We start from the raw sequence: 26,310 nt of genomic DNA, 5'->3' as shown, positions 1-26,310 counted from the left end.
AAAGGAAGATGATATGCAAACTTACGAAGCGGGAAATTTTGATGTCATTGTTGTTGGAGCTGGTCATGCTGGTAGTGAAGCGGCATTGGCTAGTGCACGTATGGGAATGAAGACATTATTAGTGACGATTAATATCGATATGGTAGCCTTTATGCCATGTAACCCTTCCCTAGGTGGTCCAGCAAAAGGAGTGGTCGTTCGCGAAATTGATGCCTTAGGTGGCGAAATGGGACGTAATATCGATAAAACGTATATTCAAATGCGGATGCTAAATACAGGGAAAGGCCCTGCTGTTAGAGCATTGCGTGCCCAAGCGGATAAAGAAGATTACTCTAAAACGATGCGTCATACAATTGAACAACAAGAAAACTTAACGTTACGTCAAGGAATTGTTGAAGATTTAATTATTGAAGATGATGAATGTCGAGGCATTATCACGCAAACAGGAGCCATCTATCGTAGTCAGGCAGTCATTTTAACGACTGGAACGTCTGCTCGTGGGGAAATTATTATTGGCGAATTGAAATATTCTTCTGGTCCAAATAACTCACAAGCAGCCGAAAAATTAACAGCAAATATGGCAGATAAATATGGGTTTGATATTACCCGTTTCAAAACGGGAACACCACCACGGATTGATAAACGCACCATTCATTATGATGAAACCGAAATTCAACCAGGCGATGAAACCCCTCATCATTTTTCTTTCTTAAGTAAAGATGATCAGTATTTGCCATTAGTTGATCAAGTTCCATGCTATTTAACATATACGAATGGAAAAACTCATGCAGTTATTAGAGAAAATCTAGAGAGAGCGCCAATGTTTACTGGTATTGTCGAAGGTGTGGGAGCCCGTTATTGCCCATCTATCGAAGATAAAATTGTGCGTTTTGCGGATAAACCGAAACATCAAATTTTCTTAGAACCTGAAGGGTTAAATAATGAAGAAATTTATGTTCAAGGAATGTCCACGTCTTTACCTGAAGATGTCCAAGCTGATATGCTTAAAACCGTTAAAGGTCTAGAAGATGCTCGTATTATGCGAACAGGATATGCCATTGAATATGATGTGGTTCGTCCTAACCAATTAAAAATGACGTTAGAAACAAAAAAAGTGAGCCATCTTTATACAGCTGGCCAAACTAACGGAACAAGCGGTTATGAAGAAGCGGCTGGCCAAGGATTGATTGCTGGTATTAATGCAGCGCTTAAAATTAAAGGTGAAGATCCATTCATTATCGGTCGTGATGAAGGGTATATCGGTGTAATGATTGATGACTTAGTTACAAAAGGAACGACAGAACCCTATCGTTTACTAACATCACGTGCTGAATATCGTTTATTACTACGTCATGATAATGCTGACTTACGTTTAACTGAGCGTGGTCGAGAACTGGGATTAGTAGATGATGAACGTTACCAACAATTTATCGCTGACAAAGAATTAATTGATGAAGAAATTGAACGCTTAAATCGTGTTCGCTTAAAACCAACTGAAGATTTACAAAACTATTTAGAAAGTAAAAATTCAGCTCGATTAAAAGATGGGTTTATTGCAGCTGACTTATTAAAACGCCCAGAATTAACCATTGACGATATTTTAAAATTTGCTCCAGCTGACCAAGATATTCCACGTCGAGTGCGTGAGCAAGTCGAAATTCAAATTAAATATGATGGTTATATTAAGAAAGCCCAAGCAAAAGTTGATAAACTTCATCGTATGGAAGAAAAAGCGATTCCTGAAGACATTGATTGGGATGCTATCGATGGCTTAGCAACCGAAGCTAGAGAACGACTAAAAGAAATTGGCCCAAGAACCTTAGCCCAAGCTAGTCGAGTATCTGGTGTCAATCCAGCCGATGTTTCAATTTTAATGGTTTATTTACAAGCCGGAAAAATTGCTCGCATAAAATAGGATGCGATAAAGCACGGTTAACCACGGTCGTTGGACCTAAAAGCTCCTTCTCTCTGTAAGAGAGAAGGAGCTCTTTAGGGAAACGCAGTCGTGGTTGTGCTTTAGAGCTCGACTACAAAGGGTGTGAGAAAAAGCGGTTAGCCATGGAACGTTGGACCAAAACCGAAGATTTCTGCTAAGAAATTGGAGGCTTTTGGGAAACGCATGCCATGGCTGCTTTATCGAACCCGACTAAACAGGGTGTGAGTAGCGCCGTTTAGACTTGACTTCTTGGAGACATTTAACCGGAGTTTGTAAAACAAACAGAGGATAAATGCGAAAGAACGTCAAGTCTGGAGATACGAACCCGACTAAACAGGGTGTGAAGAAACGCGCTATAATTCATTCACCTTGCTTTATATATCAATAGGATTATAATGCAAGTAGAATCATGTTTAACAAAGGAGCGGACAAAATGTTACGAGATTACCGTAAAGCACGGCCATATAGCTATTTACAAGCTCCAGATGATCAATTGTATACCGCTAAATGGGGAAATAGAATTCAATTACTCGATTTAAATGACGAGTCATTGGAACCATTTGACGACATGCATTTTGCCTTAATTGGTTTTAAATCAGATAAAGGTGTCTATATTAATAATGGTCGTCCTGGTGCTGTTGAAGGGCCAAGAGAAATTCGTTACCAATTAGCAAAATTACCATGGCACTTAGGTCGCGATGTCCTCGTTTATGACTGTGGAGATATTGATGGCCCTAATCGTACAATGGAAGATTTACAAGATAGTTTAAGTGCAGCCGTAGAACGCGTCATGTCACTTAATTTATTCCCAATTGTTATTGGTGGCGGACATGAAACAGCTTTTGGGCATTATCAAGGCTTAAAAAAAGGTTTGGAAGCTTCTAAACCGGACTTAGGTGTCGTTAACTTTGATGTCCATTTTGATCTACGTCCTTATGATAAATCAGGTCCAAATTCAGGAACTGGTTTTAGACAAATGCACGATTTGAACAAAAAATTAGATGATTACTTTAAATATATTGTTTTAGGGATTCAAGAACATAGTAATAATCTTAACCTCTTTAATTTTGTGGCGAAAACCGATAATATTGATTTCCTAACGTCACAAGACTTATTTAAAGCCGATTATCAAACAGTTCGTGATTGGGTTGATAACCAAATTGCTGATATGGAAAAAATTTATTTAACGATTGATATGGATTCATTTAACTCAGCATTTGCACCTGGTGTGAGTGCAATTCAATCATTAGGAAATGATCCGCAAATGACGTTAGCGATTATTGAACATATCGCAGCTACTGGCAAAGTTGTTGGATTTGATTTAGTGGAAACTTCTCCATCACACGATATTGATAATCACACGTCCAATCTTGCAGCTACCTATATTTTCTATTTAACGCAAATTATTGCTAAAAATTATCGGTAATAAAATACTTACTAAGTCTGAAACAGATGGTTTCAGGCTTTTATTTTTGTTATTATTGAAAGTACTTGCTCAATATAAAAAATTCTTGCATTTACTTTTGAAACTGCTATCATGAAGAAAACGGTTACTAAGGGAGGGGGTTCAATGAGCAGTCCAATCTATTTACCTAGAGTGGAATTGGTTTATTCATCTTACAAACGATGCACTTTGTTTAAGGTAAAAATATAGAGGAGACCGAAGCAAAAAGGCTTCGGTCTTTTTGTTGGGTGGTTTCTTCCAAAATCAAGGAGCTAATCGCAAATGTTCTCACCCTTTTTTGTATTATGTTAAACTATTCTAGTATAGGAGAGAGGTGTGGTGAGTTGAACCAACATAAAAAAATGTTAGAGACGGCGCTATTGGCTGGGCAAATTATGACGGAGAGTAATGCGGAGTCTTATCGGGTGGAGGATACGATGAACCGTATTCTAACGTCTTCTAATGCGGCTTATGCCGTTGCTGTTTCGTTTTCAACATCCCTTTATGCGACGCTAGACGATCCTAGTTTTATAGATGGTAGTTTTACAGGGATAAAACGAATTAATTCAAAATCTACTAATTTAAATAAGATTGCTTTAGTGAATGAAGTATCTCGTCAGTTAACGAGTAATAAAATCAATATTGACCAAGCTTACCAACAATTATTAGAGATTAAGCAGCAAAAACCGCAATATAATCGTTTGGAACAAAGTTTTGCGATTGTAGGTTTAGCGGCTTCTTTCAGTGTGTTGTTTGGAGGAAGTTTGGTTGATTTAATTGCGGCAACTATCAACGGCATTATACTCGCTCTGTTGATACGTTTAACTGATCGGTATTATATTAATTCAGGTATTTCTAATGTTTTTCAAGCATTTGTTGTCACATTAGTTTCTTTTTTACTTCATTTATTTGTAATACATTCGATTAGTACAGATATTGTGACGGTATCGACGTTAATGCCGATGGTTCCAGGAACAGCGATTACGAATTCACTTCGGGATATTTTTAGGGAAGATTATATTGCTGGTGGTGCCAGAGCGATGGAAGCATTTCTCGATGCATTAATGATTGCTCTAGGTGCTGCCATCGCCTTATCATTACTGCGGGGGACGATATTATGATGGCATTTATTTTTCAATTAATTGGTGCCTATTTAGTTTCGATTGTATGTGCTATCTTTCTAGAAGCGCCTAAGAATTTAATGTTTAAGGTGCCAATTGTTGTTGTTGGCGGATGGTTTGTTTACTTGATTTTACTAAATGGATTAGGAATTAATATCATTGTAGCGACATATTTAGCAAGTTTAGTCATTGCTTGGTTGTCACATAAAATGGCAAGACGGTATCATAAACCGGTCACTTTATTCTTTTTACCAGGATTCTTCACGTTAGTTCCTGGTGGTGGTATGTACCGTACAGCTTTAGCTTTTATTCAGGGCGAAACCACTTCTGGATTCCAAGAGCTTGGGACAACCATGTTTACTGCTTTAGCAATTGCTTTGGCAGTATATACGATTGATTCAGCTGTAAATATTAAATATAACCAACAACGACCTAAATTTATTCGTAAAAATCGAATGATTCCGTTACGAAAATATACGAAAAACAAGTCACGATAAATATTTTTTAGTGAAATAACTTATGATATGATGGTTAATAAAGGATAAAAAGAAAGCATGTAATGAATTGATATGCTTCAAATGGAGGCCCATTGATGGAAAAGACGATACCTAAAGCAGGAAATTGTTTAACGTCTCGTAAATTGCTAGAGGAAGATGGCCATATCCTCTGGGCATGGCGAGAAAAACCCTTAATTCCAAGTGATAGTGGTTGGCGTTTCTTATCAGATAAAGATACTCAAGCAACCATTAATCCTGAAGAAAGTTTTGTGATGGTGGCAATTGAAGAAATCTTTAATATCGAGCCTTTAGTAACAGGCATTTATTGGTACCCTGTAGGTGCTGATTTTCAATTTTATGATTACGCTGGAGACAAGCATTTTGTCTATAATGATACGTTGGAACGGGTCGAATTAGCACATCGATTTAATGACTTACCGACCACTTCGCCAAAATTTCAACAGCATTTTCCGAATTATCAACGCCCACAAGTGGTTTCTGACAGTCAACGAACACAATTGGTAGCCAATTTACCAACTAATGAGGAATTAATTGCACGCGCTGAGGAACGAGATGCGATGGTTAAACAATCGCAAGCGGCATTTTCAACTAACGCGTCAGCTATTGATCAGACCACTTCTCATTTATCGGTGGCAGATTTGAAGTTGTTGGCAGATGCTAAAAAAGAAGTTTCTGATTTAGTTGAAATTTGGCAAAAGGCGTTGAAAACTTTACCGACAACTAATGATCAATATGTTATGACTGGATTATTGTTAGGATATCTTGCTAATCGTAATGCAGAAGTCCCATTAGAATGGGCAACACGACGGAATCTGATTGTTAATATTTTTTATGATAAGTTTCATATTGCCCAAGAACAAATCAAACAGTTCATTGCGACATATGAGCAACGTCGTGATAATCCGGAATATTTGGCAGAATTACAAATTATTCGCTATGGGAAAGCCATGTATGAATGGTATTGGCAACATGACAACCAACTGATTGCTGATCAGTTTAGTCAATTGCTTAACCACTATCGCGAGTCATAATGATTAAAAAACGCTTCTGAAAAATTAGAAGCGTTTTTTAACGTTTAAGTAACGGGCTCTACAATATATAGGACTGATGACAAAATAGTCATTAGTCCTATTTTTATTGCACGAAAAAGAGGTCCTCCTTTATCATTAAGTTAACCACAACCAAATGAAGCAAAGGAAAGGACCTCTCATATGAGTAATATTATCAATTTTACCTTACAATGAAAGACCAAAACATTGAATTTAGTGAATCTAAATTTGAGAAATGTAAATTTCGCGGACAAAACGCTCTTTTTTATTACGGGAAGTTAGTCTATGAACCTAGTCATTGCCCAACCTGCGATTCAGTGAAACCAGATTATAATATCGTGAAGAACGGAACGAAAATATCCACTATCACGCTACCTCAAATTTCTGCGATGCCTACGTATCTGAAGATTCAGAAGCAGCGATTTTACTGCAAGGAATGCCAGTCTTATCTCACTACCCAAACACCTATTGTAGGCGAGAATTGTTTCATTTCTAAACGTTTAAAGAATCTAATCGTTAAACGGTCCAATTGAAGAACTAAAGAATAAATTGAAAGTACTCAAACGAATTTCATATGGTTATAGAAATCACTCAAACTATGTCAGTCGTATACTTCTAACCACTAAATTATTTATTCATAATAATCAAGGGATGATAAAAGAAGAAGCAGCTTAAACGCTACTTCTTCCTTTCTAAACTCATTGGTCAGTTCCGTATAATGCAGAGTACTAATTGAGACATCTTATCTAATTAAACTTTACTTATGACGTCACTATAGGTGCCAGGGTAGATTAGTAATGTATTATTTTTCAATAAGCATGTGTAATTACAAATCTTATCTAAAAAGTAACGGTCATGGGATACAGCTATTATACTACCTGAATAGTCAGTCAAAATTTCTTCGATTGTCTCCTTAGCTTCAATATCTAAATGGTTGGTGGGCTCGTCTAGAATTAACAAGTCTAAATTTTGGTTAAGCAACTGAGCCCATTTTAGACGCATCTTTTCGCCACCACTTAGTGATGCGATGGTTCTATGAACTTCATTTCCAAAAAATAAAAATTTTGCTAATTTATTACGGGCTTCTTGTTCACTAATTTGAAAAGGAGACCGAAAAACATCTAGGACAGTAGATTTATCAACACCTTCAAAAGGGAACTGAGGTAGATAACCGATATTCATGTCTTCGTATTTTTTTACGTTTCCTTCATCAGGCATCACTTCTTCTAGAATGATTTTTAATAATGTTGATTTTCCTGCGCCATTACTACCTATAATAGCTAGCCTTTGGTTTCTTTTGACAATAAGATTAATGTTAGAAAGAAGTAATTTATCATATGATTTAGATATATTTTCTAATGAAACAAGTTTTTTGGCTATTTTTTCTTTGGACATATTTAGTTGAGCGTCAGTTATATTTTCGCTTTGAGGTTTGTGTTGCAATTCTATTTTTGCTAGAGCCTTCTCAATACTTTTTGCTTTACGAAAGTGTTTGGGATTACCTTTTTGGTTCCCCCATTTTCTTAATTGTTTAATTTGTTCTTTCATACGGTCAATTTTTCGTTGTTGGTTTTGGAAGGCTTGAAACTCTGATAAAACTCTCTTTTCACGTTCCTTAGTATAATTGGTGTAATTTCCAGGATAAATATATATATTCTGGTTATCAATTTCAAATATTGTGTCTGCCATTTTATCCAAAAAGTAACGGTCGTGGGAGACAACAAGGACAGCTCCGTGATATTGATGAATAAAGTTACTCAACCAGTCTAATGATTCAAAGTCTAGGTGATTTGTAGGTTCATCTAATAGTAATAAATCTGGTTCTTCTAGCAAGAGCTTTGCGAAAACAACTCTAGCACGCTCTCCCCCTGATAGGTCTTGCCAAGTACTATCAATGATTGTTTCTATTTTTAGACCTGTTGTCACTTCATCAATTTTATATTCTTTTTCATAGCCACCCTTTTGAATATATTCTTCTTGTATTTCGCCATAAGTTTGTATTATCTTTTGTATGGCCGGTTGGTCTCTAGTCATTTTAAATTCAAGCTCGCGCATCTTATCCTGAATATAGTTGAGCTCACTAAAACTACTTTCTAATATAGATAAAACAGATTTGTTTGGGTCGAAAGATGGGGTTTGTTGAAGTAACCCTACAGACAAATCATTTTTCCAAGTAATTGTGCCTGAATCTGCTGGTGTTATTCCAGCTATCAATTCAAGTAAAGTAGTTTTCCCAGTACCGTTTCTTCCAACAATACCTATACGATCGTTATCCTGAATACTAAAACTAGCATTATCAAATAGCTGGTTTGTAGTTATCGATTTTGTGAGCTTCGAAACATTTACAAATTCCATGATTATCCTCCTAAATTAGCGGGAGAAAAAGGAATCTTCTCCCTTAAATCTCTTTAACATCTAATTCAGGAGATTGAACTCCAAACTTGGAGCGAACTATTTGTTCGAAACGACTTTTCTTATTATTGATATGTCCCATGGTCTCACCCCATTCTTAAAAGTTTGTACAATTATTTTAAGGCCTAATGAAGTATTTCCCAACCAGTGTAACATGTACAGTTTTCACTGGTTGGGAAATACTTTGATAGCCATCTTAAGGGGTTGTGTCATCAGTCCTATATATTGTAGAGCCAAGAAATGATTCTTTTATTCTACACCATATTCTTCACGAACTTGATCAGCAATACGGTTCGCATAGTCTAAAGCTTTTTCGTCGGTAGTTGCTTCTACCATGACACGAAGTAAGTTTTCTGTACCACTTGGACGAACAAGAATACGACCATCACCGGCCATTTCTTCTTCAACTTCTTTCATCACGGCTTGAACGGATTCAGAGTCCATAGCGGCTTGTTTTCCTTCTTTAGTGACACGGACATTAACAAGTTCTTGTGGGTAAGAGGTCATTTCGCTAGCTAGATCAGATAATGTCCGTCCAGTTTGTTTCATGACATTTAATAATTGGATACCTGTTAATAGACCATCACCCGTTGTATTATGTTTCATAAACACAATATGACCAGATTGTTCGCCACCTAAAATATGACCATTTTTACGCATTTCTTCAACGACATAACGGTCACCAACTTTAGTTTGAGGAGCTTCCATACCATTTTCTTCAATTGCTTTATGGAAACCTAAGTTACTCATCACGGTTGAGACAATCGTTTTGTTATCTAATTTACCACGGTCATTTAAGTATTTACCACAAATGAACATAATGTGGTCACCATCAATGATATTTCCTTTTTCATCGACAGCGATACAACGGTCACCATCACCATCAAAGGCTAAACCAACATCCGCACCATTTTCTACCACTTTAGCTGATAATGCTTCTGGGTGAGTAGAACCAATGCCATCGTTAATATTTAAACCATCAAAGCTTGTACCAATTGTATCGAAATCTGTTTCTAAGTCGGCGAATAGACGAGCTACGATTGGAGCAGTTGCCCCATTTGCTGCATCTAATGTGACGTTAATACCATCTAAATATTGAGACAAAGTTGAACGTAAGAATTCCATGTATTTAGCGGTACCTTCAGGATAGTCAATAACAGTACCTAGTCCTTCAGCACTTGGACGAGGAAGGTCGTCTGTTTCTTTATCTAAATAAGCTTCGATTTCTTCTTCTTGGGCGTCAGATAATTTAAAACCATCGCTACCAAAGAATTTAATCCCATTGTCTGGCGCTGGGTTATGACTAGCAGAGATCATGACACCTGCTGTGGCACCTGTTGTTCGTGTTAAATAAGCGACAGCAGGCGTTGGAATAATTCCTAATAATAAAACTTCTACTCCAACTGACATAAGGCCTGAAACTAAGGCATGTTCTAATAATTGTCCAGAAATTCGTGTATCGCGAGCGACTAGGACACGTGGATGTTCCACATCTTCAGGAGCATGTTGCATAAGCACATGACCACCGAAACGTCCGAGTTTAAACGCTAACTCAGGTGTTAGTTCGCTATTTGCTTGTCCACGTACACCATCTGTTCCAAAATATTTTCTCATAATATTCTCCTTATTCTTGTTTATCGTTGTTCATTTTAGCATAGCTTATATATGATTAAAAAAGTTGGCGACAGTATGAAAAGGGGAGGCCAATATCTCCCAAAAAGATGAGTGATGACTGCCTGATTGACTATTCATTGGTCGACCAGTTGGATTCACTTCACTATTATCAGCCGCTTCACCAGCATCTGCCTCTGTTGGCGTTTCTTCAGACTCTGAAGTGCTTGATTGCGAGGTACTGCTGTTGTTAGATGATTCGCTACTTGATTGGCTGTCTTCAGTTGACGCGTTCGTTTCAGATGACTGATTACTTTCCATTGCTGATTCGCTACTTTCACTAGCAGAGCTATTCTCATTAGTGTTATTGTCACTTGTATTTTGGTGAGGAGTGACCCGAACGTCAACGGAATCAGGATTTAGACTTTTAACTCGATTAGGGACGTCTAGCGGGACAGAGACCACGGTTTCTTCGGTAATGTCGCTGACATCAACTGTCCCTGTAACTTGGTCAATATTACCGTTAGAATCATCACCAATTAATGTTGCCTCGTTAGGCCCGATATTTTCAACGTCATACGTCATATCATCACGTTCGTTTGCCGTTTCAATAGTGATTGGAACAGAACGACCGGTTTTTCCGACTTCAACAGTAGCATTAATCTGTTTAGGATCAGCATTCACATTTAAGATCGTTCCATCACCATCTTCGGCAATGACGGTAGCTTCTTGTGTATAATCTTCTTTTAAACCATCCGGAATTTTTAAGTCAACGTGAACATCTGAAATGCTGTCAATTGCAGCTTTCGAACCGGATAGTGTCACTTCACTAGGATTTGTCGTATTTTGTGTCATTTCATATCCTGAAGCGACACTGTCGGGGTTAGTAATATTGACCGAAACAGGAAATGTTTCCTTATGCAAAGTTTCGAGTGTAATGTTGACACTTGAAGGAGAAATTTCATATTTCACACTATCAGAGGCATCTTTGACATGCAACTGGATGTAATGATTACCTTCTTCAAAATCAGTTAGGTCTTCAGTAACCACTTGGAAATCTTTGCTTTCTAATATTTGGTCAATAATATTACTAGGGCCTGATAATTTCACTGTCACACTTTCTGGAAGGCCAGTCACGTAATATTGCTCAACGTCGCCTTCAATATTAACCGGGACATTAGATACAGTTTCAGTTGTGACTTCACTGACATTTTGGAAGAGTTCTAATGGGCTGCGGCTACTACGTTCTGTTTTAACAAAAACGAATAAGACAAGTGCTAGAATCAATGATAGAATAGCTAAAACAATTTTATTTTCATAAAACTTATTCATCATCATCCTCACCTCCTGTTTTAGTTTGGAAAAGGCTCGTGAAGATATTATCTGGTGAAGAGTCTTGAGATTTGAAATTATCTTTCAAAATTTGGTAAAGTTCACTTTCACTTAAATCACGAGTAATTTCGCCACGTTCCGTCACGGAGATGTTTCCTGTTTCTTCTGATACAATAATTGTTAATGCATCAGTCACTTCACTAAGACCAACTGCTGCCCGGTGTCTTGTTCCTAATTCCTTAGGGATATTAGGATTTTCAGATAACGGTAAATAGCTAGCCGCTGAAGCAATTCTTAAGTCTTGAATAATAACAGCACCGTCGTGTAGAGGCGTGTTAGGAATAAAAATATTAATCAATAATTGTGAGGATATTTCGGAATCCATTGCGATTCCAGTATTCGCAAACTCAGTCAGTGATTGATTTTTTTCAATTGAAATTAAGGCACCAATCCGTCGTTTGCCCATATATTTACAGGCTTCAATAATTTCACCAATCATTTGTTCACCAGGATCGTGATAAGTCGTTTGTTTATTACCACCAAAGAATTGGCGGCCGATATGACCTAATCCACGTCTGATTTCAGGTTGGAAGATAATTAAAACCCCAACTACTGACCAACGAATAATACTATCCATAATCCAGTCAATCGTTTCTAAATGGAAGAGAGAGCTTAAAATTTTAATGAATAAAATAATTAAAACTCCATTTAAAATATTCATGGTTTTTGATTTTCGAACCATTCGTAATAGTTGGAAAATTAATAGCCATACGATGAGGATATCAATAAGGTTAGCGAGACTTTGCCATGAGAAAATTCCCGCCCAGTCTATGTCCATAGGGTCTCCTCCTTGTTAAAAATTTCGTTCCTTATTATTATATCACAGAGAAGAGATGATACGATAGCTAGGTAAATGGAAGGAAGAAGGATTTTATGCATATTTTAGATGCCTTAAGTGAGGGATTACAGATCTCTAAAAAACGGTCGAAACAATTGATTCGGCAACAACACGTTGTTTTAAATGGAGAAATAGTGTCAGCATTTAATTTAGCGGTCGATGCAAATTGGGATGAACTAATGGTTAATGGCCAACAAGTAGACTTTCAAAAACATCATTATTGGGTAGTGAATAAACCAACTGGGTGCGTAAGTGCCAAGAAGGATAGTCAATGGCCGACAGTATTAGACTGCTTCCCTTCATCGTATGGTCCCAGTCAACTGAGTATCGTTGGTCGTTTAGATCGCAATGCTTGTGGGCTCATGTTGCTAACGGATAATGGTCAGCTTCATTATTTGCTAGAAAATCCTAAATTTGTCGTGAGTAAAACGTATCGGGTTAAAGTGAATGGTTGGTTAAGAGAGGATGCTATTCAAATTTTCCAGGAAGGTGTTGTATTTTTAGATGGTTATCAATGTCAACCGAGCCAGTTGCGTATTTTACATCAGGGATTAGATGAAAGTATCGCTGAGGTAACTATAATAGAAGGAAAACGACACCAAGTGAAAAAAATGTTCCTATCGGTTGGAGTAAAAGTGACATACTTAGAACGGATTGCTTTAGGTCCACTAACCCTACATTCAGATTTATCGCGAGGAAAATTTCGACCACTAACAGCTAATGAAGCGAGAGGTTTACATCAAATACTGCAAAAATATCAAAAAAGATAAGAAAACCCCTTGACTTTAATAGTATATGGATGCTACTATAATTTAGTAACGTTTTGGAGGGATAGCGAAGTGGCCAAACGCAGCGGACTGTAAATCCGTTCCTTCGGGTTCGAAGGTTCAAATCCTTCTCCCTCCATTTTATATTTTTGGGATATAGCCAAGCGGTAAGGCAACAGACTTTGACTCTGTCATGCGCTGGTTCGAATCCAGCTATCCCAGTCAGTAAGCATCGACTATTAGTCGATGCTTTTTTACGTTCTGTTCGTATTTATTTACATTAGGGGAAATGACCTTATGTTACAAATATGTGAAACAATAAACGAAGATAAATGTTGATTTACCAAGCTTTTTATCTTTTTATTGGTAAAAAAGCGGACATTTTTACGTGATTTATGTTACAAAACACCGTTTGATTGTGAAAACCTCCGAAAAAATACGAATATAAGATTACTGTAATGTTACAAATTAACAGTAAAATGTCATATCCTGGGTTTAGCATGTCAATGCAGTTAAGAGAGGTTAACAAACCCCCTTTTTGGGTTTTCACCCTATACACCCTATGCTAGTATATTGCTTGTGGATGCGAGAGGTATCCAATGAATAAGAAATTTAGATAACAAGGTGCTAAGACCACCGAAACAAAAAGGAGTTTTATTTAATAATGAAATTAAACAAGGTAATTGCAGCAGCATCATTAGCATTAGCAGGATTTGTCGCTGTTAACGAAACTGAAGATGTACAAGCCGCAGAATGGGAAGCACGTACTGTAGAACAAGTACAAGCTGACATGAAAGTAGAAGACGGAGACGTTAAATCTTATACTATTCAATCAGGAGATACTTTAGCAGTTATCGCTAACGCAGCTGACGTTGACTTACACGGTTTAGCAGAAGCTAACGGTATTGAAGACGCTAACTTAATCTTCCCAGGAAACAAATTATCATTTACTGAAGATGCTTCAGGTGAAGTGACAGAAGTTTCTGTAGAAGACTCAGAAGGACATGAAACTGCACATTACGATGTTGCTTCAGAACAACAAGCAGCACCTCAACAAGCAGCTGCTCCTGCTCAAACTGAAACTCAACAAGCAGCTCCACAACAATCTTCACAAAGCTCTGCTAGCCAATCAACTGTTTCTGGTTCAGAAGCAGAAGCTAAAGAATGGATTGCACAACGTGAATCAGGTGGTTCATATACAGCTGTAAACGGTCAATACTATGGTCGTTACCAATTAAACCCATCATTAGTAAGCCACGGTGCTTCACCAGCTGAACAAGAACGTGCAGCAGACAACTATGTATCAAACCGTTACGGTTCATGGACTGCAGCTAAACAAGCTTGGTTAGCACAAGGTTGGTACTAAGATTAAGTTTTTACAATAAAGCAAAATAATAATTGAAGACTGAGGGTATCCCTCAGTCTTTTTTATTGTTAATCAAAAAGATAGAAAGCCAATTTTTTGTTTTTCTATTAAGTGCGTGGTAGCCTTTAACTAGTTTAAATATGGAGGGATTAGTCATGAAAGACCCAATGGATAAAAATGGCTTAGGTAAAGGTTCTAGTAGTCGTAATCAAAATGTACCTGAAAACCCAGCTTTACATACTGATGAAGGAGCGCCAGTTGTTAATAATGATGATACAATGACAGCTGGAAAACGCGGACCAAGTGTTTTACAAGATACATGGTTACAAGAAAAATTAGCTAATTTTGACCGTGAAGTGATTCCTGAACGACGGATGCATGCGAAAGGCTCTGGTGCTTTCGGAACATTTACAGTCACAAATGATATTACCAAATATTCAAAAGCTAAAATCTTTTCTGAAGTTGGTAAGAAAACAGAAATGTTTGCTCGCTTTTCTGAAGTTGCCGCTGAACGTGGCGGTGCAGATGCTGAACGCGATATTCGCGGTTTTGCATTAAAATTTTATACAGAAGAAGGGAATTGGGACTTAGTTGGAAATAATACCCCAGTTTTCTTTATGCGTGATCCTAAACATTTTATTGACTTAAACCGAGCCATTAAACGGGATCCTTATACGAACATGCGGAGTTCCAACACGAAATGGGATTTCTGGACATCATTGCCTGAAGCGTTACATCAAATTACGATTACGATGAGTGATCGTGGTATTCCATCATCTTATCGCTTTATGCATGGTTTTTCTTCTCATGCTTATTCAATGATTAATGCGAATAATGAACGTGTATGGGTCAAATTCTTCTTCCGTTCTGAACAAGGGATTCAAAACTTGACGGATCAAGAAGCTGAACAAGTCATCGCGAAAGACCGCGAATCACATCAACGTGATTTATTTGAAGCGATTGAACAAGGCCAATATCCAAAATGGAAATTATATATTCAAATTATGACAGAAGATGAAGCAAAAGAAGCTCCATTTAATCCTTTTGACTTAACAAAAGTTTGGCCAAAAGCTGACTATCCGTTTGTTGAAGTTGGAGAAATGGAATTAAATCGTAATCCAGAAAATTATTTCCAAGATGTCGAAGAAGCGTCATTCAACCCAGCTGCTTTAGTTCCTGGTATTGGCGTTTCACCTGACCGCATGTTACAAGCTCGTTTATTTGCTTATCCAGATGCTCAACGGTATCGGATTGGTGTTAACTATCATCAAATTCCAGTTAACTCACCACGTGGCGTAAAAGATTTCCATCCATATAGTCGTGATGGTCAAGGACGTATGGACGGCAATGGTGGTCGTGAAATTCATGTTGAACCTAACTCTTATGGTAATTGGAAAGATCATAAAGATATGGCTGAACCACCAATGGATGCTAGTGATGTCGATTATTATGATTTTAGAGCGGACGACAATGATTATTACTCTCAAGCCGGTATCTTGTTTAATCGTATGACACCAGAACAACAATTAGTGTTATTTGAAAATACAGCTCGTGATATGGGAGATGCAACTTTACAAATCAAATACCGTCATATTAATAATTGTTACCAAGCAGATCCTAAATATGGTGAGGGTGTCGCTAAAGCCTTAGGAATCGATTTAAATGATGTAAACTTAGAACCAACGCCTAGAGATTCTGACGCCGCTAATCGCGAAGCTAATGCACGCGGATTTGAGGATTTAAATGTTCCAACCGAACCTGCTGAACCTGAATCAGCGAAAGACTTACCAGCTGAAGGACGCGATACGAATGCTGAAGATCCAACGTCATTATCTGGTATTATGGAAGATCCTTATGTGATTTAAGAAAAAGGACTGCTTATAAGCTATCTAGATTATCTAGGTAGCTTTTTTGTTTTGGCTTTTTACTTGTTTCATAACCAATATCAAGATATGATAAAAACCAAATACCGAAAGGAAGTGACGATATGAAAAAATTTGCTTATGGTGTTCTCACCTTATCTGTTATGACGCTACTAGGAGCTTGTGGTTAGATGTCTGATAACGAAACGTCTAATTCAGAGGTAGAAACGCAAGAGTCTCAGTCTAAAGAGACTAATACTGACTCAAACTCTCAAAAAAGTTCTTCTACAGAAGACCAAAATTTAAAAAAAGATGGCATTCAAGATTATCAATTTGAACTCAGTTTAAATGATGCTAAAGAAAAATTTGAAGATACTGTCGATGATCAAAATATTAAAATAAAAGAAGTCAATTTCGATGATGATCGAGGAACTTATTATTACGAAGTGACCGGATTTGATAAAACAAACGAATATGACGTGAAAATTGACGCAGAAACTGGAGAAATTTTAGAAAATAAACAAGAAAAAGAAGACGATCAAGCTGTTGCGTTGGAATTTGATCAAATAAAAACGCCAGAAGAAGCAATGAAGGATGCTTTAAATCAAGTTGACAATGGCCGCGTGGAAGGTTGGGAACTAACGAATGAGAATGGGCGAGCTATTTATGAAATCGCCCTAATTGATCAAGACGATTTAGAGATTCCGGCGTTTAAAAATGAATAATCTAGCAAGTACCTGCAATAAAAGCAGGTACTTTTTTATTTATTTGCATTAAAAAAGGCAAAATCTTAACGGTTCCTTAAGGAGATTAAACCGGAATGAATTGATAATAATTAAAAAATAGTATAAAATAGGAAACGCTATTACTTTAGTGAAATCCCAAACAATGGGATAGCGCCAGGCTTTTTAAAGTGACGAGGACTGAGTTTATCGAAATTTTCGGCGGATGGCTCAGGGGCTATACGGTCCAAAATGATGTGTATGAAACCCTTTATGGACAAAAGACATCATATGTATGTAGTAGCAAATACTTTCATTCTGCGTTGAATTAGTAGAAGATTTAGGAGGAACTACAACTATGTGTGGTATTGTCGGATATATTGGAAATGACTCGGCGAAAGAGGTCTTAATGAATGGATTAGAACGATTGGAATATCGTGGTTATGATTCAGCTGGGATCTTCTTATTAAATCGTGATGGCGAAGGCAGTCAATTGTTTAAGGAACAAGGGCGGATTGCAGACTTAGAGAAAAAAGTGAGTGATGCTCAAACGACGAATATGGGAATTGGTCATACACGTTGGGCAACTCATGGCGTGCCAAGTGCAGAAAATGCCCATCCTCATCAATCGAATTCGGGACGTTTTACTTTAGTGCATAATGGTGTGATTGAGAATTATGATTCGTTAAAACAACATTATTTAACAGATTACCAGTTACACAGCGAAACGGATACGGAAGTCGTTGTTAATGTGATTGAATATTTTGCGTTAACAGAGCAATTAGATGCTAAGTCTGCGTTCAAAAAAGCGTTAACTGTAATCGAAGGGTCTTATGCTTTTGGATTAATTGATAATGAAGAACCTGGGAAATTATTTGCGGCAAAAAACAAAAGCCCATTATTAATTGGTCATGGTGAAGATTTCAATACGATTGTTTCTGATGCGATGGCGTCAATTGATTTAACGGACCAATATATTGAAATTCATGATGGTGAATTAGTGACTTTAACGGATGATGCTGTCACGATTGAAACTGCTGATGGTGACGTTTTGACACGTGAACCATACACGGCTTCCTTGGATGCTAATGAGTTAGACAAAGGGACTTACCCATTTTATATGTTAAAAGAGATTGATGAACAACCAGCTGCTATGCGTCGAATTGTTCAAACGTATCAAAATGATGCAGGTGAGTTAACCATTGATGAAGATATTGTCAATGCGATGCTTGCGAGTGATCGTATTTATATCATTGGTGCGGGAACTTCTATGCATGCCGGACTCGTTGGTAGTCAGTTAATCGAACAGTTAAATGGTATTCCTGTAGAAGTTCATGTAGCTTCTGAATTTGCTTATAATATGCCGATTTTAACAGAAAAACCATTCTTTATTTTCTTATCACAATCTGGAGAAACGGCAGATAGTCGTCAAGTATTAGTTCAATTAAACCAATTAGGCTATGATGCGTTAACCATTACTAACGTGAAAGGTTCGACACTGTCCAGAGAAGCAAAATATACATTATTATTACATGTGGGACCAGAAATTGCTGTCGCTTCAACAAAAGCTTATACGGGTCAAATCGCTGTAATGGCGATTTTAGCGGATGCTGTTCGCCAAGCACAAGGCAAAGCAGCCCCATTTGATATGGGACAAGAATTGAGTTTAATTGCCAATGCTATGGAAACAATGATTGATGAAAAAGACCATATTCATGAGATTGCGACGGATTTATTTACGGATAAACGACATGCGTTCTACATTGGTCGCGGGATGGACTACTATGTGTCTTCAGAAGCAGCCTTGAAGTTAAAAGAAATTTCTTATATCCAAACTGAAGGGTTTGCTGGCGGAGAATTAAAACATGGTACCATTTCATTAGTTGAGGATGGCACACCAGTGATTGCGTTCATTACGCAACAAAATACTGCTGCTCATACACGTGGAAACTTGGAAGAGACGCGTTCTCGTGGTGCCCAAACAGCTGTGATTACAACGGAAGCGTTAGCGCGAGAAACGGATCAAATCGTTTTACCGACTGTTAATGAACTATTAACACCGCTAGTGAGTGTTGTACCGGCTCAATTGCTTGCGTACTATGCGTCATTGGATCGCGGATTAGATGTTGATAAACCACGTAATTTAGCTAAAGCTGTAACTGTTGAATAACAAAAAAGGATTGCTATATAAGCAATCCTTTTTATTAACGATGAAAAATTATTTCAATTTAGCAGCTGCGGCTTCATCAAGAACAAGTGTGACGTCATCATGATTTTGTAAGATGCTAGCGGGAACATCTGTAGTGACGGGGCCGTTAACTGTTTTTTCAATGGCATCAGCTTTATTGTCACCGAAAGCAATTAAAATGATTTTTTTCGCTGCCATAATAGAGCCAAGTCCCATACTAATTGCTTTCGTTGGTACATCGTCAATATTTTCGAAGAAACGCGTATTAGCTTCGATAGTGGCTTGAGTTAAATCAACGAATTGTGTTTGACCATCAATTGGTGAACCAGGTTCATTGAAACCAATATGACCATTTGTTCCGATTCCTAATAATTGAACGTCGATTGGATGATCAGCTAAGACGCCATTATAACGTTCTAGTTCAGCTTCAACATCATCGGTGTCCCCTTTTGGAATAAAGGATTGGGCAAAAGGTTTGTTATGGAATAATTTGTCTTCCATATAGTAATGATAACTTTTTGGATGACCAGGTGTTAAACCGTAATATTCATCCAAGTTAATGGATACTTTATCAGAGAAGTCGACATCAGATTCACCTAATTGTTTATAAAACTCTTCAGGTGTTCCACCAGTTGCTAACCCAAAAACTTCTGCACCATCAGCTAATAGTTGTTTATATTGGTCAACTAAGAAAGCTGACGCCTCTACTTGATTGGAAAAAACTTTAATATCCAATTCTTATCCCCTCCTGTTTTGCATTTAGTATACCTCATTTAAAAAGCAAATACTATGAAAGCTCTTGAAACTTGTGAGTATATAATTAGATAATCTATTCATTTCCATGTATATTTATCACACGATAAATTTATCAAGTGATAAGGAGTGAGGGAATGTTTTTAGCACTTAAAGAAATTCAGTATTCGAAATTGCGGTATGCATTAGTTGTTGGCTTACTATTTTTTGTGTCATTATTGGTGTTCTTCTTAACCGGATTAGCTTATGGATTAGCTCAATCTAACCGTTCAGCTATTGATGAATGGCAAGCAGATGAAATTATTTTGTCAGATGGGGTAAGTAACCAATTGCGAATGTCTCAGTTTCCATTAGATGATTGGGATGAGATTTCTGCAGATGAAAAAGCACCAATTGGCGTACAAGATGCTTTATTTGAAAATCCTAATGATGGTGAAGATGAAGCCATCCAAGGACAATTATTTGGTATTGAACTCGATAGTTTCTTAAAACCAGAAATTGTTGATGGTGAAGATATTGATGGCGAAAATGAAGTGATTGTTGATACAACTTTATTAGAAAAAAATAATTTAAGTATCGGTGACAAATTGAAATTTAACGATTCTGATGATGAGTTAACGATTGTTGGTGTCACAGAGGGGCATCAATTAAGCGTACAACCAGGGATTTATTTATCATTAGATGACTATGCGAATTTAGAGATGACGCCTGGTAGTGAAGATACTCCAATCATTAGTGCGGGTATTATTCGTGGCGAAGCTTCTGTTGATGAAGATGAATTTGATCAATCAGCAATTGATGATTTCATTCAAGATTTACCAGGTTATGCTGCTCAAAACTTAACTTTCTTATTAATGATTGGGTTCTTAGTGATTATCTCAGCGATTATTCTCGGTATTTTCATCTACATCTTAACACTACAAAAAGTAAGTACATTTGGTGTGATGAAAGCTCAAGGGATTGGCGACCGTTATATTATCACGTCTGTGGTTGCTCAAACCTTTATTTTAAGTATTATCGGGATTGCAGGTGGACTAATCGTGACGGGATTAGTATCTTTTGGCTTACCTGCTGATGTTCCTTATGAAAATAACTGGCCATTCTATGCAGGTATTTCGGCTCTTATGGTGGTCGTGTCAGTACTAGGTGGACTATTCTCAGCTCGTACCATTACGAAAATTGACCCACTAGAAGCTATCGGATAGGAGGAATATGATGTCTGCTATTACATTTAAAAACATCACTCGTGATTTTAAAGATGGTGGAAGAACCATTCATGTATTAAAAGATACCAATGTTGAAATTAATTCCGGCGAATTTGTGGCAATTGTTGGGCCATCAGGTTCTGGAAAATCAACGTTTCTAACGATTGCTGGTGGGTTACAGACCCCAACTTCTGGAGAAGTATATATTAATGGACAGGAATTAAGTGTCTTGTCTGAGAAAGAACGCGAAAAATTACGGTTAAATGAAGTGGGTTTTATCTTACAAGCTTCAAATTTAGTCCCATTTTTAAAAGTGAACGATCAATTTAATTTATTTGATCGAATTATGAAGGATGATCGCTCAGATTACCGGGATGAGTTACTTGAACAATTGGGAATCAAAGAGCTAAGTAATAAATATCCTGAAGACTTATCTGGTGGGGAACAACAACGGGTAGCCATTGCCAAAGCGTTATATAATGATCCCACTATTTTGCTTGCTGATGAACCAACAGCTAGCTTAGATACTGAACGGGCATTAGAAGTCGTAGATATTTTGGCCAAAGAAGCAAAAGAACAAGATAAAGCGATTATTATGGTCACACACGATAAACGTTTATTAGATAAATGTGATCGCGTATTAGAAATGAAAGATGGCGAATTAAACGAGGTTGAAGAGTAGGAGTGTGAAGACTATGGCGTTAAGCACTCATACCGATACGGAAGACCGTATTCTTGCTGCCGCAACAGAGATGTTTATGAGTATTGGTTTTAAGCGAACATCTACGCGTGCAATTGCCCGTCAAGTAGGGATTACGCAACCGAATTTATATCATTATTTTCCTAACAAAGAAGCGTTATATTTAGCTGTTATTGGTAACGAATTGCAACAATTGAATCATGACTTATCAGCTATTCTAGAAATGGACATTCATTCTCTAGATGAGGCATTGAGAGAGGTCACCTTAATCTTATTGAATTATGATAAAGTTGACTATATGTCGTTACATTTTGATATGATTCATTCCGTTAGCGAACCAACGCGGAAAAAAATGTATACAGGTTGGGAAGAAAAAATGTTAGTTCCTATTACACAAATTTTTGCCCAATATAAAGCAGATTTACCAAAAGAAATGTCAGAGTATGAACTCGCTCAACTATATTTTGGCCAAATGGCAACAATGATGCGCTTTTATCCACATTTAGATAATAATGAATTAGCAGTTAAATTTATTCATTTATTTTTACATGGAATTATGGGCTGAATCGAGATATAAAAAGACCATCAGCAAGATGCTGGTGGTCTTTTTAGTTAGTTATTTTTCCCAATTAACCCGTGTAAATCGACTTGGATATGATGTAATTGACTCGCTTGTGTTCGTTGATTTTTCGATGCGTGCCACATCAGGGGAGTCATCGTTTGTAATGCTTGATTGGCTTCGTCAGATAAAGGAACGTCGCGTTGATAACGTATCATTGACGTCTCTGTAAATTGTTCATTAAAACGTTGAATCGATGATTGCCCATCATTAATGACATCTTCAGGCGGTAACACACAAGCACGTAATTCTTTTAAATAGTTTGGTCCCGGGATAATTTTTAATATCCAACCATTAGGTTTTAAAACGCGTTTAATTTCTTGATAATTGGCTGGAGATAAAATCGTTAAAATGCCGTCGATACTATTATCTGCTAACGGAATATGACTTAAATCAGCAATTGTCCAACGAGCAGCTGCTGATTGTTTAGCTGCTAATTGAATCCCGGCTTTAGCTAAATCAATTCCCATTCCTGTAACTTCAGGATATTGATGGTTTTGCCACGCTTTTAGAAATTGGATAAAATGGGTACCTTCACCCGTTCCTAAGTCTAACAGACGTTGCGGCTTGTCAGCGGTTAAATAAGGGATTAAAGCGGTCATCATTTGTTGGTAGATGTCACCATAAAACTGATAATCATTCATTAATAATTGCCGGGCAATAAAAAGGTCTTTCGTATAATGTTTTTCATGATGTTGTGGGGCAAGATTCAGATAGCCAGATTTCGCAATGTCGAAACTGTGGCGATTTTGGCAACGTAATTGATTATTTTCCCATTTCAGAGGTTGGTGACAATGTGGGCACAGCAAGTGAGGTGTCCAGCGATTTAGTTCTTGAATAGTCGTCTCTCTTTTCGATAGCATAGTATCTTCTCCTTTATAGAGCGTAGTATATCATGTACGGATTCATTCTCTCTACTAATTTTCAAGTGTTCATTGATTTGGTATACTGTTACCAGGAGATGATGGAATGTTACAACGTAAACGAATTTATGATGATTATCATGAATCTGATGGCCAACGACTACTTGTCGATCGGTTATGGCCACGAGGTGTTAAGAAAGAGAATGCGCATATTGATGACTGGGTGAAAGTAGTTGCACCTACTAAAGAATTGCGCGAAGCTTTTCACCAAGGAGAGCTAGATTTTAATCAATTTAGTCGTTTATATCGCGAAGAATTAGACTCACGAAAAGAAGCGAAGGAAAAATGCCAAATCATTTTCAATCAACAATTAAATGACACGGTAACATTAGTTTATGCTGCGAAAAATCCGACTGAAAATCATGTTGTGGTATTAATGGATTATATTCTATCCTTCGCAGATTAGAGAGTGAGACGAATGAAACGTAAACATTGGATAAACAGTATAGTAATTGGGGGAGCCATGGCGAGTTTGCTCGTCGTGATGACGCTTTGGTTTACGAACCCTAGTTTTCAAGCCATTTTAGAGCCGAGTTTCTTTTTTAAACAAGGGTTATATCCTATATTACTATTTTTATTGAGTTGGCTCTTTTTTACATTATTAACGATGTTTTATGAACGGATTGACTTTCGTTTGCCAGGTTCAAAAGGATTTAAGGCAACTTTATATGTGATTAGCGAGCTTTTGATTATTTTCTTGTATGTATCAGAGCCTCTACCTCATCGGGTCGATTTGGATTGGATTTTAAATCCATTGAAATTATTAATTTTATTTATGTTACAAGGAAAACTCATTCAGCATTTACTAGTGAGAGAGCGTTTAATGTATCGACCAAAACCGTTCTTCTATACGCGTGGGTTACTTGTTTATATGATAACGTTTATTTTATTCCGATTGATTATTTATTTAGGTTTTAATGGGTATCAGCTGCCTCAGAGTCACTTAGGAATTAGTGTCATGTGGAGCGGTATTATGGGATTAGCGATTGGATTATCGTTTAGTACCTTACAACGATATCTCATTCGCCAAGAGCAAAAAGGAAAAGCTAATTTATTTGCCCTACAATTTTTTGCCTTGTTAAGTATTGGCTATCATGTATTTATCATTTTATCTTATGATGTTTCCTGGTTAGATATGATAACGCGTTGTGCATTGGATATTTTTGCTGTTTGGTTAGCAACATTTATTATTTTATATTTTCAAATTAATGAAAAATCTGAATTAAGCTCACGACCTTTCGATGAAGGAGCTTAGAGAATATTGAAAAAGCGCGAGGTTTCTATCTTTTAGAAATCTCGCGCTTTTGTATGCTATCAGGAGTGAGATAGCGGTTTTGGTCCAACGCTCCATGGCTAACTGCTTTTTATCGCATCCTAGTTGGGTTCGTATCGCCAGACTTGACGTTCTTTCGCATTTATCCTCTGTTTGTTTCACAAACTCCGGTTAAATGTCTCCAAGAAGTCAAGTCTAAGCGGCGCTACTCACACCCTGTTTTAGTCGGGTCCAGAAACGCTGATTCGAAGTCTCTTCAGAAAAATCACTGGGTTAAAAAAGCGAAACTTCGTGCTTTTTCTTCCAGGTGTTCGAATCAGAGCGCGTTTCTTCACACCCTTTCTAGTCGAGCTCTAAAAAGCAGCATCGCTGTTCCTTCAGAAAGCTTTGAGGCGTTCAAAGAGCGAATGCTCTTCACCTTTCTTCCAGGAAAACGATGCTAAGCGCTTTTTATCGCATCCTGTTATTTATATTCGGCGGTTCTGAAGTATTGTGAAACGCCGTTAGGTTGGTTAGTCACGTTTTTTAGTTTTGGATCAACAAGGTTAGCGAATGCTCCTTGATAGATTGGACTAACGGGTGCTTGATCTTGGACGAGATATTTTTCAGCGTCCTTGAATGCATTCCAACGACCGACAGGATCATCGATATAATTTGTTTCCGCATCGCTAATCATTTGGTCATAAGTCGTATCTGAGAAACCACCTGATGACATATTACTTGAAGAAACGTAGAAGTTTAAGAAAGCAGATGGGTCTTTATATGACGGTGCATAAGTACCGTACACAATATCAAACTCTCCAGATCCGGTAATTCCTTGGCGACTTTTTAGTGGGACGTTACGAATGGTTACAGTAAGTCCTGGTAAATTATCTTGTAACTGGGCTTGTAAGAATTCAGATGTTGCTTTAGATGTTTCTGTATCTGACGTTAAAATTTCAATTTCGATACTATCTTTTCCTAATTCATCTAAGGCTTTATCCCATTCTTTTTGAGCAGCTTCAGGATCAAAAGGCATTAAATCGCCATTATCATCACGGAAATCTTTATCTGTTTCTGGATGATTGGCGTAGTCGTGAGGAATCCATCCGCCTACTGGTTGTGACCCATCTTTTAGGATGGTATCGACGAAAGCTTGACGATCATAAGCTTGGCTGATTGCGCGACGGAAATGAACATTATTGGTAGGTTCACGTTCACTATTAAATTCTAAGTAACCAACCATCCCTTTTGGTGATATTTGTAAGTTATCGTCACCTTCATATTGTTCGACGAAAGGTGTGGTAATCGCGGTATATTGCACTTCCCCTTCGTTAAATAGGTTAGCATTAGTAGAGTTTTCTTTTGACATAATCCAATGAACATCATCAATTTGAACATTATCTTTGTCCCAATAATCATCATTTTTAGTCATTGTCCATTCGATGTCTGATCCGTTCCACTCTGTTAATTCGTATGGGCCATTGTAAACGGCATTTTCTGCTGAATTACCATAGCTATCGCCCTTTTTTTCAGCTGGTTCTGTTGCAAAGTTTTAAATAAAGAATAAAATTCCTTACGGTATCTATGATTTAAGCTGGGATTCCCAATAATACCTTGATTTCAGTACAG

General features: G+C 37.4%; 23 protein-coding genes, 2 tRNA genes and 1 pseudogene. 19 read left to right on the top strand and 7 right to left on the bottom strand.

Annotated elements, in window-relative coordinates; translation table 11 throughout:
• The first annotated feature begins 13 nt into the window (after positions 1–13).
• From mnmG to B8955_RS07140, 7 genes are all read left to right on the top strand, one after another.
• On the top strand, positions 14–1,915 hold the full coding sequence (mnmG, locus tag B8955_RS06130; RefSeq protein ID WP_084099357.1) for a tRNA uridine-5-carboxymethylaminomethyl(34) synthesis enzyme MnmG: 1,902 nt from the start codon (positions 14–16) through the stop codon (positions 1,913–1,915).
• Between the two features lie 454 nt (positions 1,916–2,369).
• On the top strand, positions 2,370–3,362 hold the full coding sequence (hutG, locus tag B8955_RS06125; RefSeq protein WP_084099356.1) for a formimidoylglutamase: 993 nt from the start codon (positions 2,370–2,372) through the stop codon (positions 3,360–3,362).
• A 362-nt stretch (positions 3,363–3,724) separates the two neighbouring features.
• Positions 3,725–4,501, top strand: coding sequence for a threonine/serine exporter family protein (locus tag B8955_RS06120; protein ID WP_234983539.1), 777 nt, complete (start codon positions 3,725–3,727; stop codon positions 4,499–4,501).
• Positions 4,498–4,998: a threonine/serine exporter family protein gene (locus B8955_RS06115; RefSeq protein ID WP_084099354.1), complete on the top strand. Its 501-nt coding sequence runs from the start codon at positions 4,498–4,500 to the stop codon at positions 4,996–4,998. Before B8955_RS06120 ends, B8955_RS06115 begins: the two co-directional genes overlap by 4 nt.
• Positions 4,999–5,093: 95 nt before the next feature.
• Complete coding sequence (locus B8955_RS06110; protein WP_084099353.1) at positions 5,094–6,050, top strand: immunity protein Imm33 domain-containing protein; 957 nt, start codon at positions 5,094–5,096, stop codon at positions 6,048–6,050.
• Between the two features lie 209 nt (positions 6,051–6,259).
• Complete coding sequence (locus tag B8955_RS07145; protein WP_084099352.1) at positions 6,260–6,601, top strand: transposase family protein; 342 nt, start codon at positions 6,260–6,262, stop codon at positions 6,599–6,601.
• Entirely contained in the window at positions 6,597–6,743 is a 147-nt protein-coding gene (locus B8955_RS07140; protein ID WP_143238417.1) for a transposase, read from the top strand. The genes B8955_RS07145 and B8955_RS07140 overlap by 5 nt, the downstream gene beginning before the upstream one ends.
• Before the next feature lie 75 nt (positions 6,744–6,818).
• On the opposite strand, the gene abc-f is transcribed toward B8955_RS07140, so the two are convergent.
• From abc-f to cdaA, 4 genes are all read right to left on the bottom strand, one after another.
• Positions 6,819–8,423, bottom strand: coding sequence for a ribosomal protection-like ABC-F family protein (gene abc-f / locus B8955_RS06100; RefSeq protein ID WP_084099351.1), 1,605 nt, complete (start codon positions 8,421–8,423; stop codon positions 6,819–6,821).
• Positions 8,424–8,729: 306 nt separating this feature from the next.
• Entirely contained in the window at positions 8,730–10,094 is a 1,365-nt protein-coding gene (gene glmM / locus B8955_RS06095) for a phosphoglucosamine mutase (protein WP_084099350.1), read from the bottom strand.
• Positions 10,095–10,139: 45 nt separating this feature from the next.
• The gene (locus tag B8955_RS06090; RefSeq protein ID WP_159444444.1) at positions 10,140–11,426 is read right to left on the bottom strand and encodes a CdaR family protein; all 1,287 of its coding nucleotides are present in this window, start codon (positions 11,424–11,426) and stop codon (positions 10,140–10,142) included.
• Complete coding sequence (cdaA, locus tag B8955_RS06085; RefSeq protein WP_084099348.1) at positions 11,416–12,261, bottom strand: diadenylate cyclase CdaA; 846 nt, start codon at positions 12,259–12,261, stop codon at positions 11,416–11,418. Before cdaA ends, B8955_RS06090 begins: the two co-directional genes overlap by 11 nt.
• Before the next feature lie 95 nt (positions 12,262–12,356).
• On the opposite strand from cdaA, the gene B8955_RS06080 reads away from it, so the two are divergent.
• The 7 genes from B8955_RS06080 (at position 12,357) to glmS (ending at position 19,208) form a co-directional block, all read left to right on the top strand.
• The gene (locus B8955_RS06080) at positions 12,357–13,091 is read left to right on the top strand and encodes a pseudouridine synthase (RefSeq protein ID WP_084099347.1); all 735 of its coding nucleotides are present in this window, start codon (positions 12,357–12,359) and stop codon (positions 13,089–13,091) included.
• Positions 13,092–13,146: 55 nt separating this feature from the next.
• Positions 13,147–13,227 (top strand) — tRNA-Tyr (locus tag B8955_RS06075).
• 11 nt (positions 13,228–13,238) lie between these two features.
• A tRNA-Gln gene (locus tag B8955_RS06070) sits at positions 13,239–13,310 on the top strand.
• 442 nt (positions 13,311–13,752) lie between these two features.
• Positions 13,753–14,454, top strand: a complete 702-nt coding sequence (apf, locus tag B8955_RS06065) for an aggregation-promoting factor (RefSeq protein WP_084099346.1) — start codon at positions 13,753–13,755, stop codon at positions 14,452–14,454.
• 155 nt (positions 14,455–14,609) lie between these two features.
• Positions 14,610–16,319: a catalase gene (locus B8955_RS06060; protein ID WP_084099345.1), complete on the top strand. Its 1,710-nt coding sequence runs from the start codon at positions 14,610–14,612 to the stop codon at positions 16,317–16,319.
• A 188-nt stretch (positions 16,320–16,507) separates the two neighbouring features.
• Entirely contained in the window at positions 16,508–17,041 is a 534-nt protein-coding gene (locus tag B8955_RS06055; protein WP_084099344.1) for a PepSY domain-containing protein, read from the top strand.
• 355 nt (positions 17,042–17,396) lie between these two features.
• On the top strand, positions 17,397–19,208 hold the full coding sequence (glmS, locus tag B8955_RS06050) for a glutamine--fructose-6-phosphate transaminase (isomerizing) (protein ID WP_084099343.1): 1,812 nt from the start codon (positions 17,397–17,399) through the stop codon (positions 19,206–19,208).
• A 48-nt stretch (positions 19,209–19,256) separates the two neighbouring features.
• Here the strand turns inward: glmS and B8955_RS06045 are convergent, their stop codons facing one another.
• Positions 19,257–19,961 carry a glucosamine-6-phosphate deaminase gene (locus B8955_RS06045; RefSeq protein ID WP_084099342.1) on the bottom strand — a complete coding sequence of 235 codons (705 nt, stop codon included), beginning with the start codon at positions 19,959–19,961 and terminating at the stop codon, positions 19,257–19,259.
• A 155-nt stretch (positions 19,962–20,116) separates the two neighbouring features.
• Between B8955_RS06045 and B8955_RS06040 the strand changes: the two genes are divergently transcribed.
• From B8955_RS06040 to B8955_RS06030, 3 genes are read left to right on the top strand one after another with little or no spacing between them, the layout of a single operon-like run.
• Positions 20,117–21,184 carry an ABC transporter permease gene (locus B8955_RS06040; RefSeq protein WP_084099341.1) on the top strand — a complete coding sequence of 356 codons (1,068 nt, stop codon included), beginning with the start codon at positions 20,117–20,119 and terminating at the stop codon, positions 21,182–21,184.
• Positions 21,185–21,194: 10 nt separating this feature from the next.
• Positions 21,195–21,866, top strand: coding sequence for an ABC transporter ATP-binding protein (locus B8955_RS06035; protein ID WP_084099340.1), 672 nt, complete (start codon positions 21,195–21,197; stop codon positions 21,864–21,866).
• A gap of 13 nt (positions 21,867–21,879) precedes the next feature.
• The gene (locus tag B8955_RS06030; RefSeq protein WP_084099339.1) at positions 21,880–22,449 is read left to right on the top strand and encodes a TetR/AcrR family transcriptional regulator; all 570 of its coding nucleotides are present in this window, start codon (positions 21,880–21,882) and stop codon (positions 22,447–22,449) included.
• A 47-nt stretch (positions 22,450–22,496) separates the two neighbouring features.
• Here B8955_RS06030 and B8955_RS06025 read toward each other — a convergent pair whose 3' ends face one another.
• A complete protein-coding gene (locus B8955_RS06025) occupies positions 22,497–23,366 on the bottom strand; it encodes a putative RNA methyltransferase (protein WP_084099338.1) in 870 nt (289 codons plus the stop codon).
• Between the two features lie 106 nt (positions 23,367–23,472).
• Between B8955_RS06025 and B8955_RS06020 the strand changes: the two genes are divergently transcribed.
• On the top strand, positions 23,473–23,832 hold the full coding sequence (locus tag B8955_RS06020) for a DUF488 domain-containing protein (RefSeq protein ID WP_084099337.1): 360 nt from the start codon (positions 23,473–23,475) through the stop codon (positions 23,830–23,832).
• A gap of 12 nt (positions 23,833–23,844) precedes the next feature.
• Positions 23,845–24,681 carry a hypothetical protein gene (locus B8955_RS06015; protein WP_234983538.1) on the top strand — a complete coding sequence of 279 codons (837 nt, stop codon included), beginning with the start codon at positions 23,845–23,847 and terminating at the stop codon, positions 24,679–24,681.
• Between the two features lie 481 nt (positions 24,682–25,162).
• On the opposite strand, the pseudogene B8955_RS06010 reads toward B8955_RS06015, so the two are convergent.
• Positions 25,163–26,206 (bottom strand): annotated as a pseudogene (locus B8955_RS06010) (peptide ABC transporter substrate-binding protein); the annotation flags it as partial.
• Positions 26,207–26,310 lie beyond the last annotated feature (104 nt).

It is taken from the genome of Aerococcus suis, assembly GCF_900176325.1.
GTDB classification, from domain to species: domain Bacteria; phylum Bacillota; class Bacilli; order Lactobacillales; family Aerococcaceae; genus Aerococcus; species Aerococcus suis.
The sequence above is the reverse complement of the archived record's forward strand: the minus strand, read 5'-3'. Positions and strand labels throughout refer to the sequence as shown.

Coding starts and splice junctions, on each gene's coding strand:
- mnmG (WP_084099357.1), top strand. CDS start 14: ATGCAAACTTACGAAGCGGGAAATTTTGATGTCATTGTTGTTGGAGCT.
- hutG (WP_084099356.1), top strand. CDS start 2,370: ATGTTACGAGATTACCGTAAAGCACGGCCATATAGCTATTTACAAGCT.
- B8955_RS06115 (WP_084099354.1), top strand. CDS start 4,498: ATGATGGCATTTATTTTTCAATTAATTGGTGCCTATTTAGTTTCGATT.
- B8955_RS06110 (WP_084099353.1), top strand. CDS start 5,094: ATGGAAAAGACGATACCTAAAGCAGGAAATTGTTTAACGTCTCGTAAA.
- B8955_RS07145 (WP_084099352.1), top strand. CDS start 6,260: ATGAAAGACCAAAACATTGAATTTAGTGAATCTAAATTTGAGAAATGT.
- abc-f (WP_084099351.1), bottom strand. CDS start 8,423: ATGGAATTTGTAAATGTTTCGAAGCTCACAAAATCGATAACTACAAAC.
- glmM (WP_084099350.1), bottom strand. CDS start 10,094: ATGAGAAAATATTTTGGAACAGATGGTGTACGTGGACAAGCAAATAGC.
- B8955_RS06090 (WP_159444444.1), bottom strand. CDS start 11,426: ATGATGAATAAGTTTTATGAAAATAAAATTGTTTTAGCTATTCTATCA.
- cdaA (WP_084099348.1), bottom strand. CDS start 12,261: ATGGACATAGACTGGGCGGGAATTTTCTCATGGCAAAGTCTCGCTAAC.
- B8955_RS06080 (WP_084099347.1), top strand. CDS start 12,357: ATGCATATTTTAGATGCCTTAAGTGAGGGATTACAGATCTCTAAAAAA.
- apf (WP_084099346.1), top strand. CDS start 13,753: ATGAAATTAAACAAGGTAATTGCAGCAGCATCATTAGCATTAGCAGGA.
- B8955_RS06060 (WP_084099345.1), top strand. CDS start 14,610: ATGAAAGACCCAATGGATAAAAATGGCTTAGGTAAAGGTTCTAGTAGT.
- B8955_RS06055 (WP_084099344.1), top strand. CDS start 16,508: ATGTCTGATAACGAAACGTCTAATTCAGAGGTAGAAACGCAAGAGTCT.
- glmS (WP_084099343.1), top strand. CDS start 17,397: ATGTGTGGTATTGTCGGATATATTGGAAATGACTCGGCGAAAGAGGTC.
- B8955_RS06040 (WP_084099341.1), top strand. CDS start 20,117: ATGTTTTTAGCACTTAAAGAAATTCAGTATTCGAAATTGCGGTATGCA.
- B8955_RS06035 (WP_084099340.1), top strand. CDS start 21,195: ATGTCTGCTATTACATTTAAAAACATCACTCGTGATTTTAAAGATGGT.
- B8955_RS06030 (WP_084099339.1), top strand. CDS start 21,880: ATGGCGTTAAGCACTCATACCGATACGGAAGACCGTATTCTTGCTGCC.
- B8955_RS06025 (WP_084099338.1), bottom strand. CDS start 23,366: ATGCTATCGAAAAGAGAGACGACTATTCAAGAACTAAATCGCTGGACA.
- B8955_RS06020 (WP_084099337.1), top strand. CDS start 23,473: ATGTTACAACGTAAACGAATTTATGATGATTATCATGAATCTGATGGC.
- B8955_RS06015 (WP_234983538.1), top strand. CDS start 23,845: ATGAAACGTAAACATTGGATAAACAGTATAGTAATTGGGGGAGCCATG.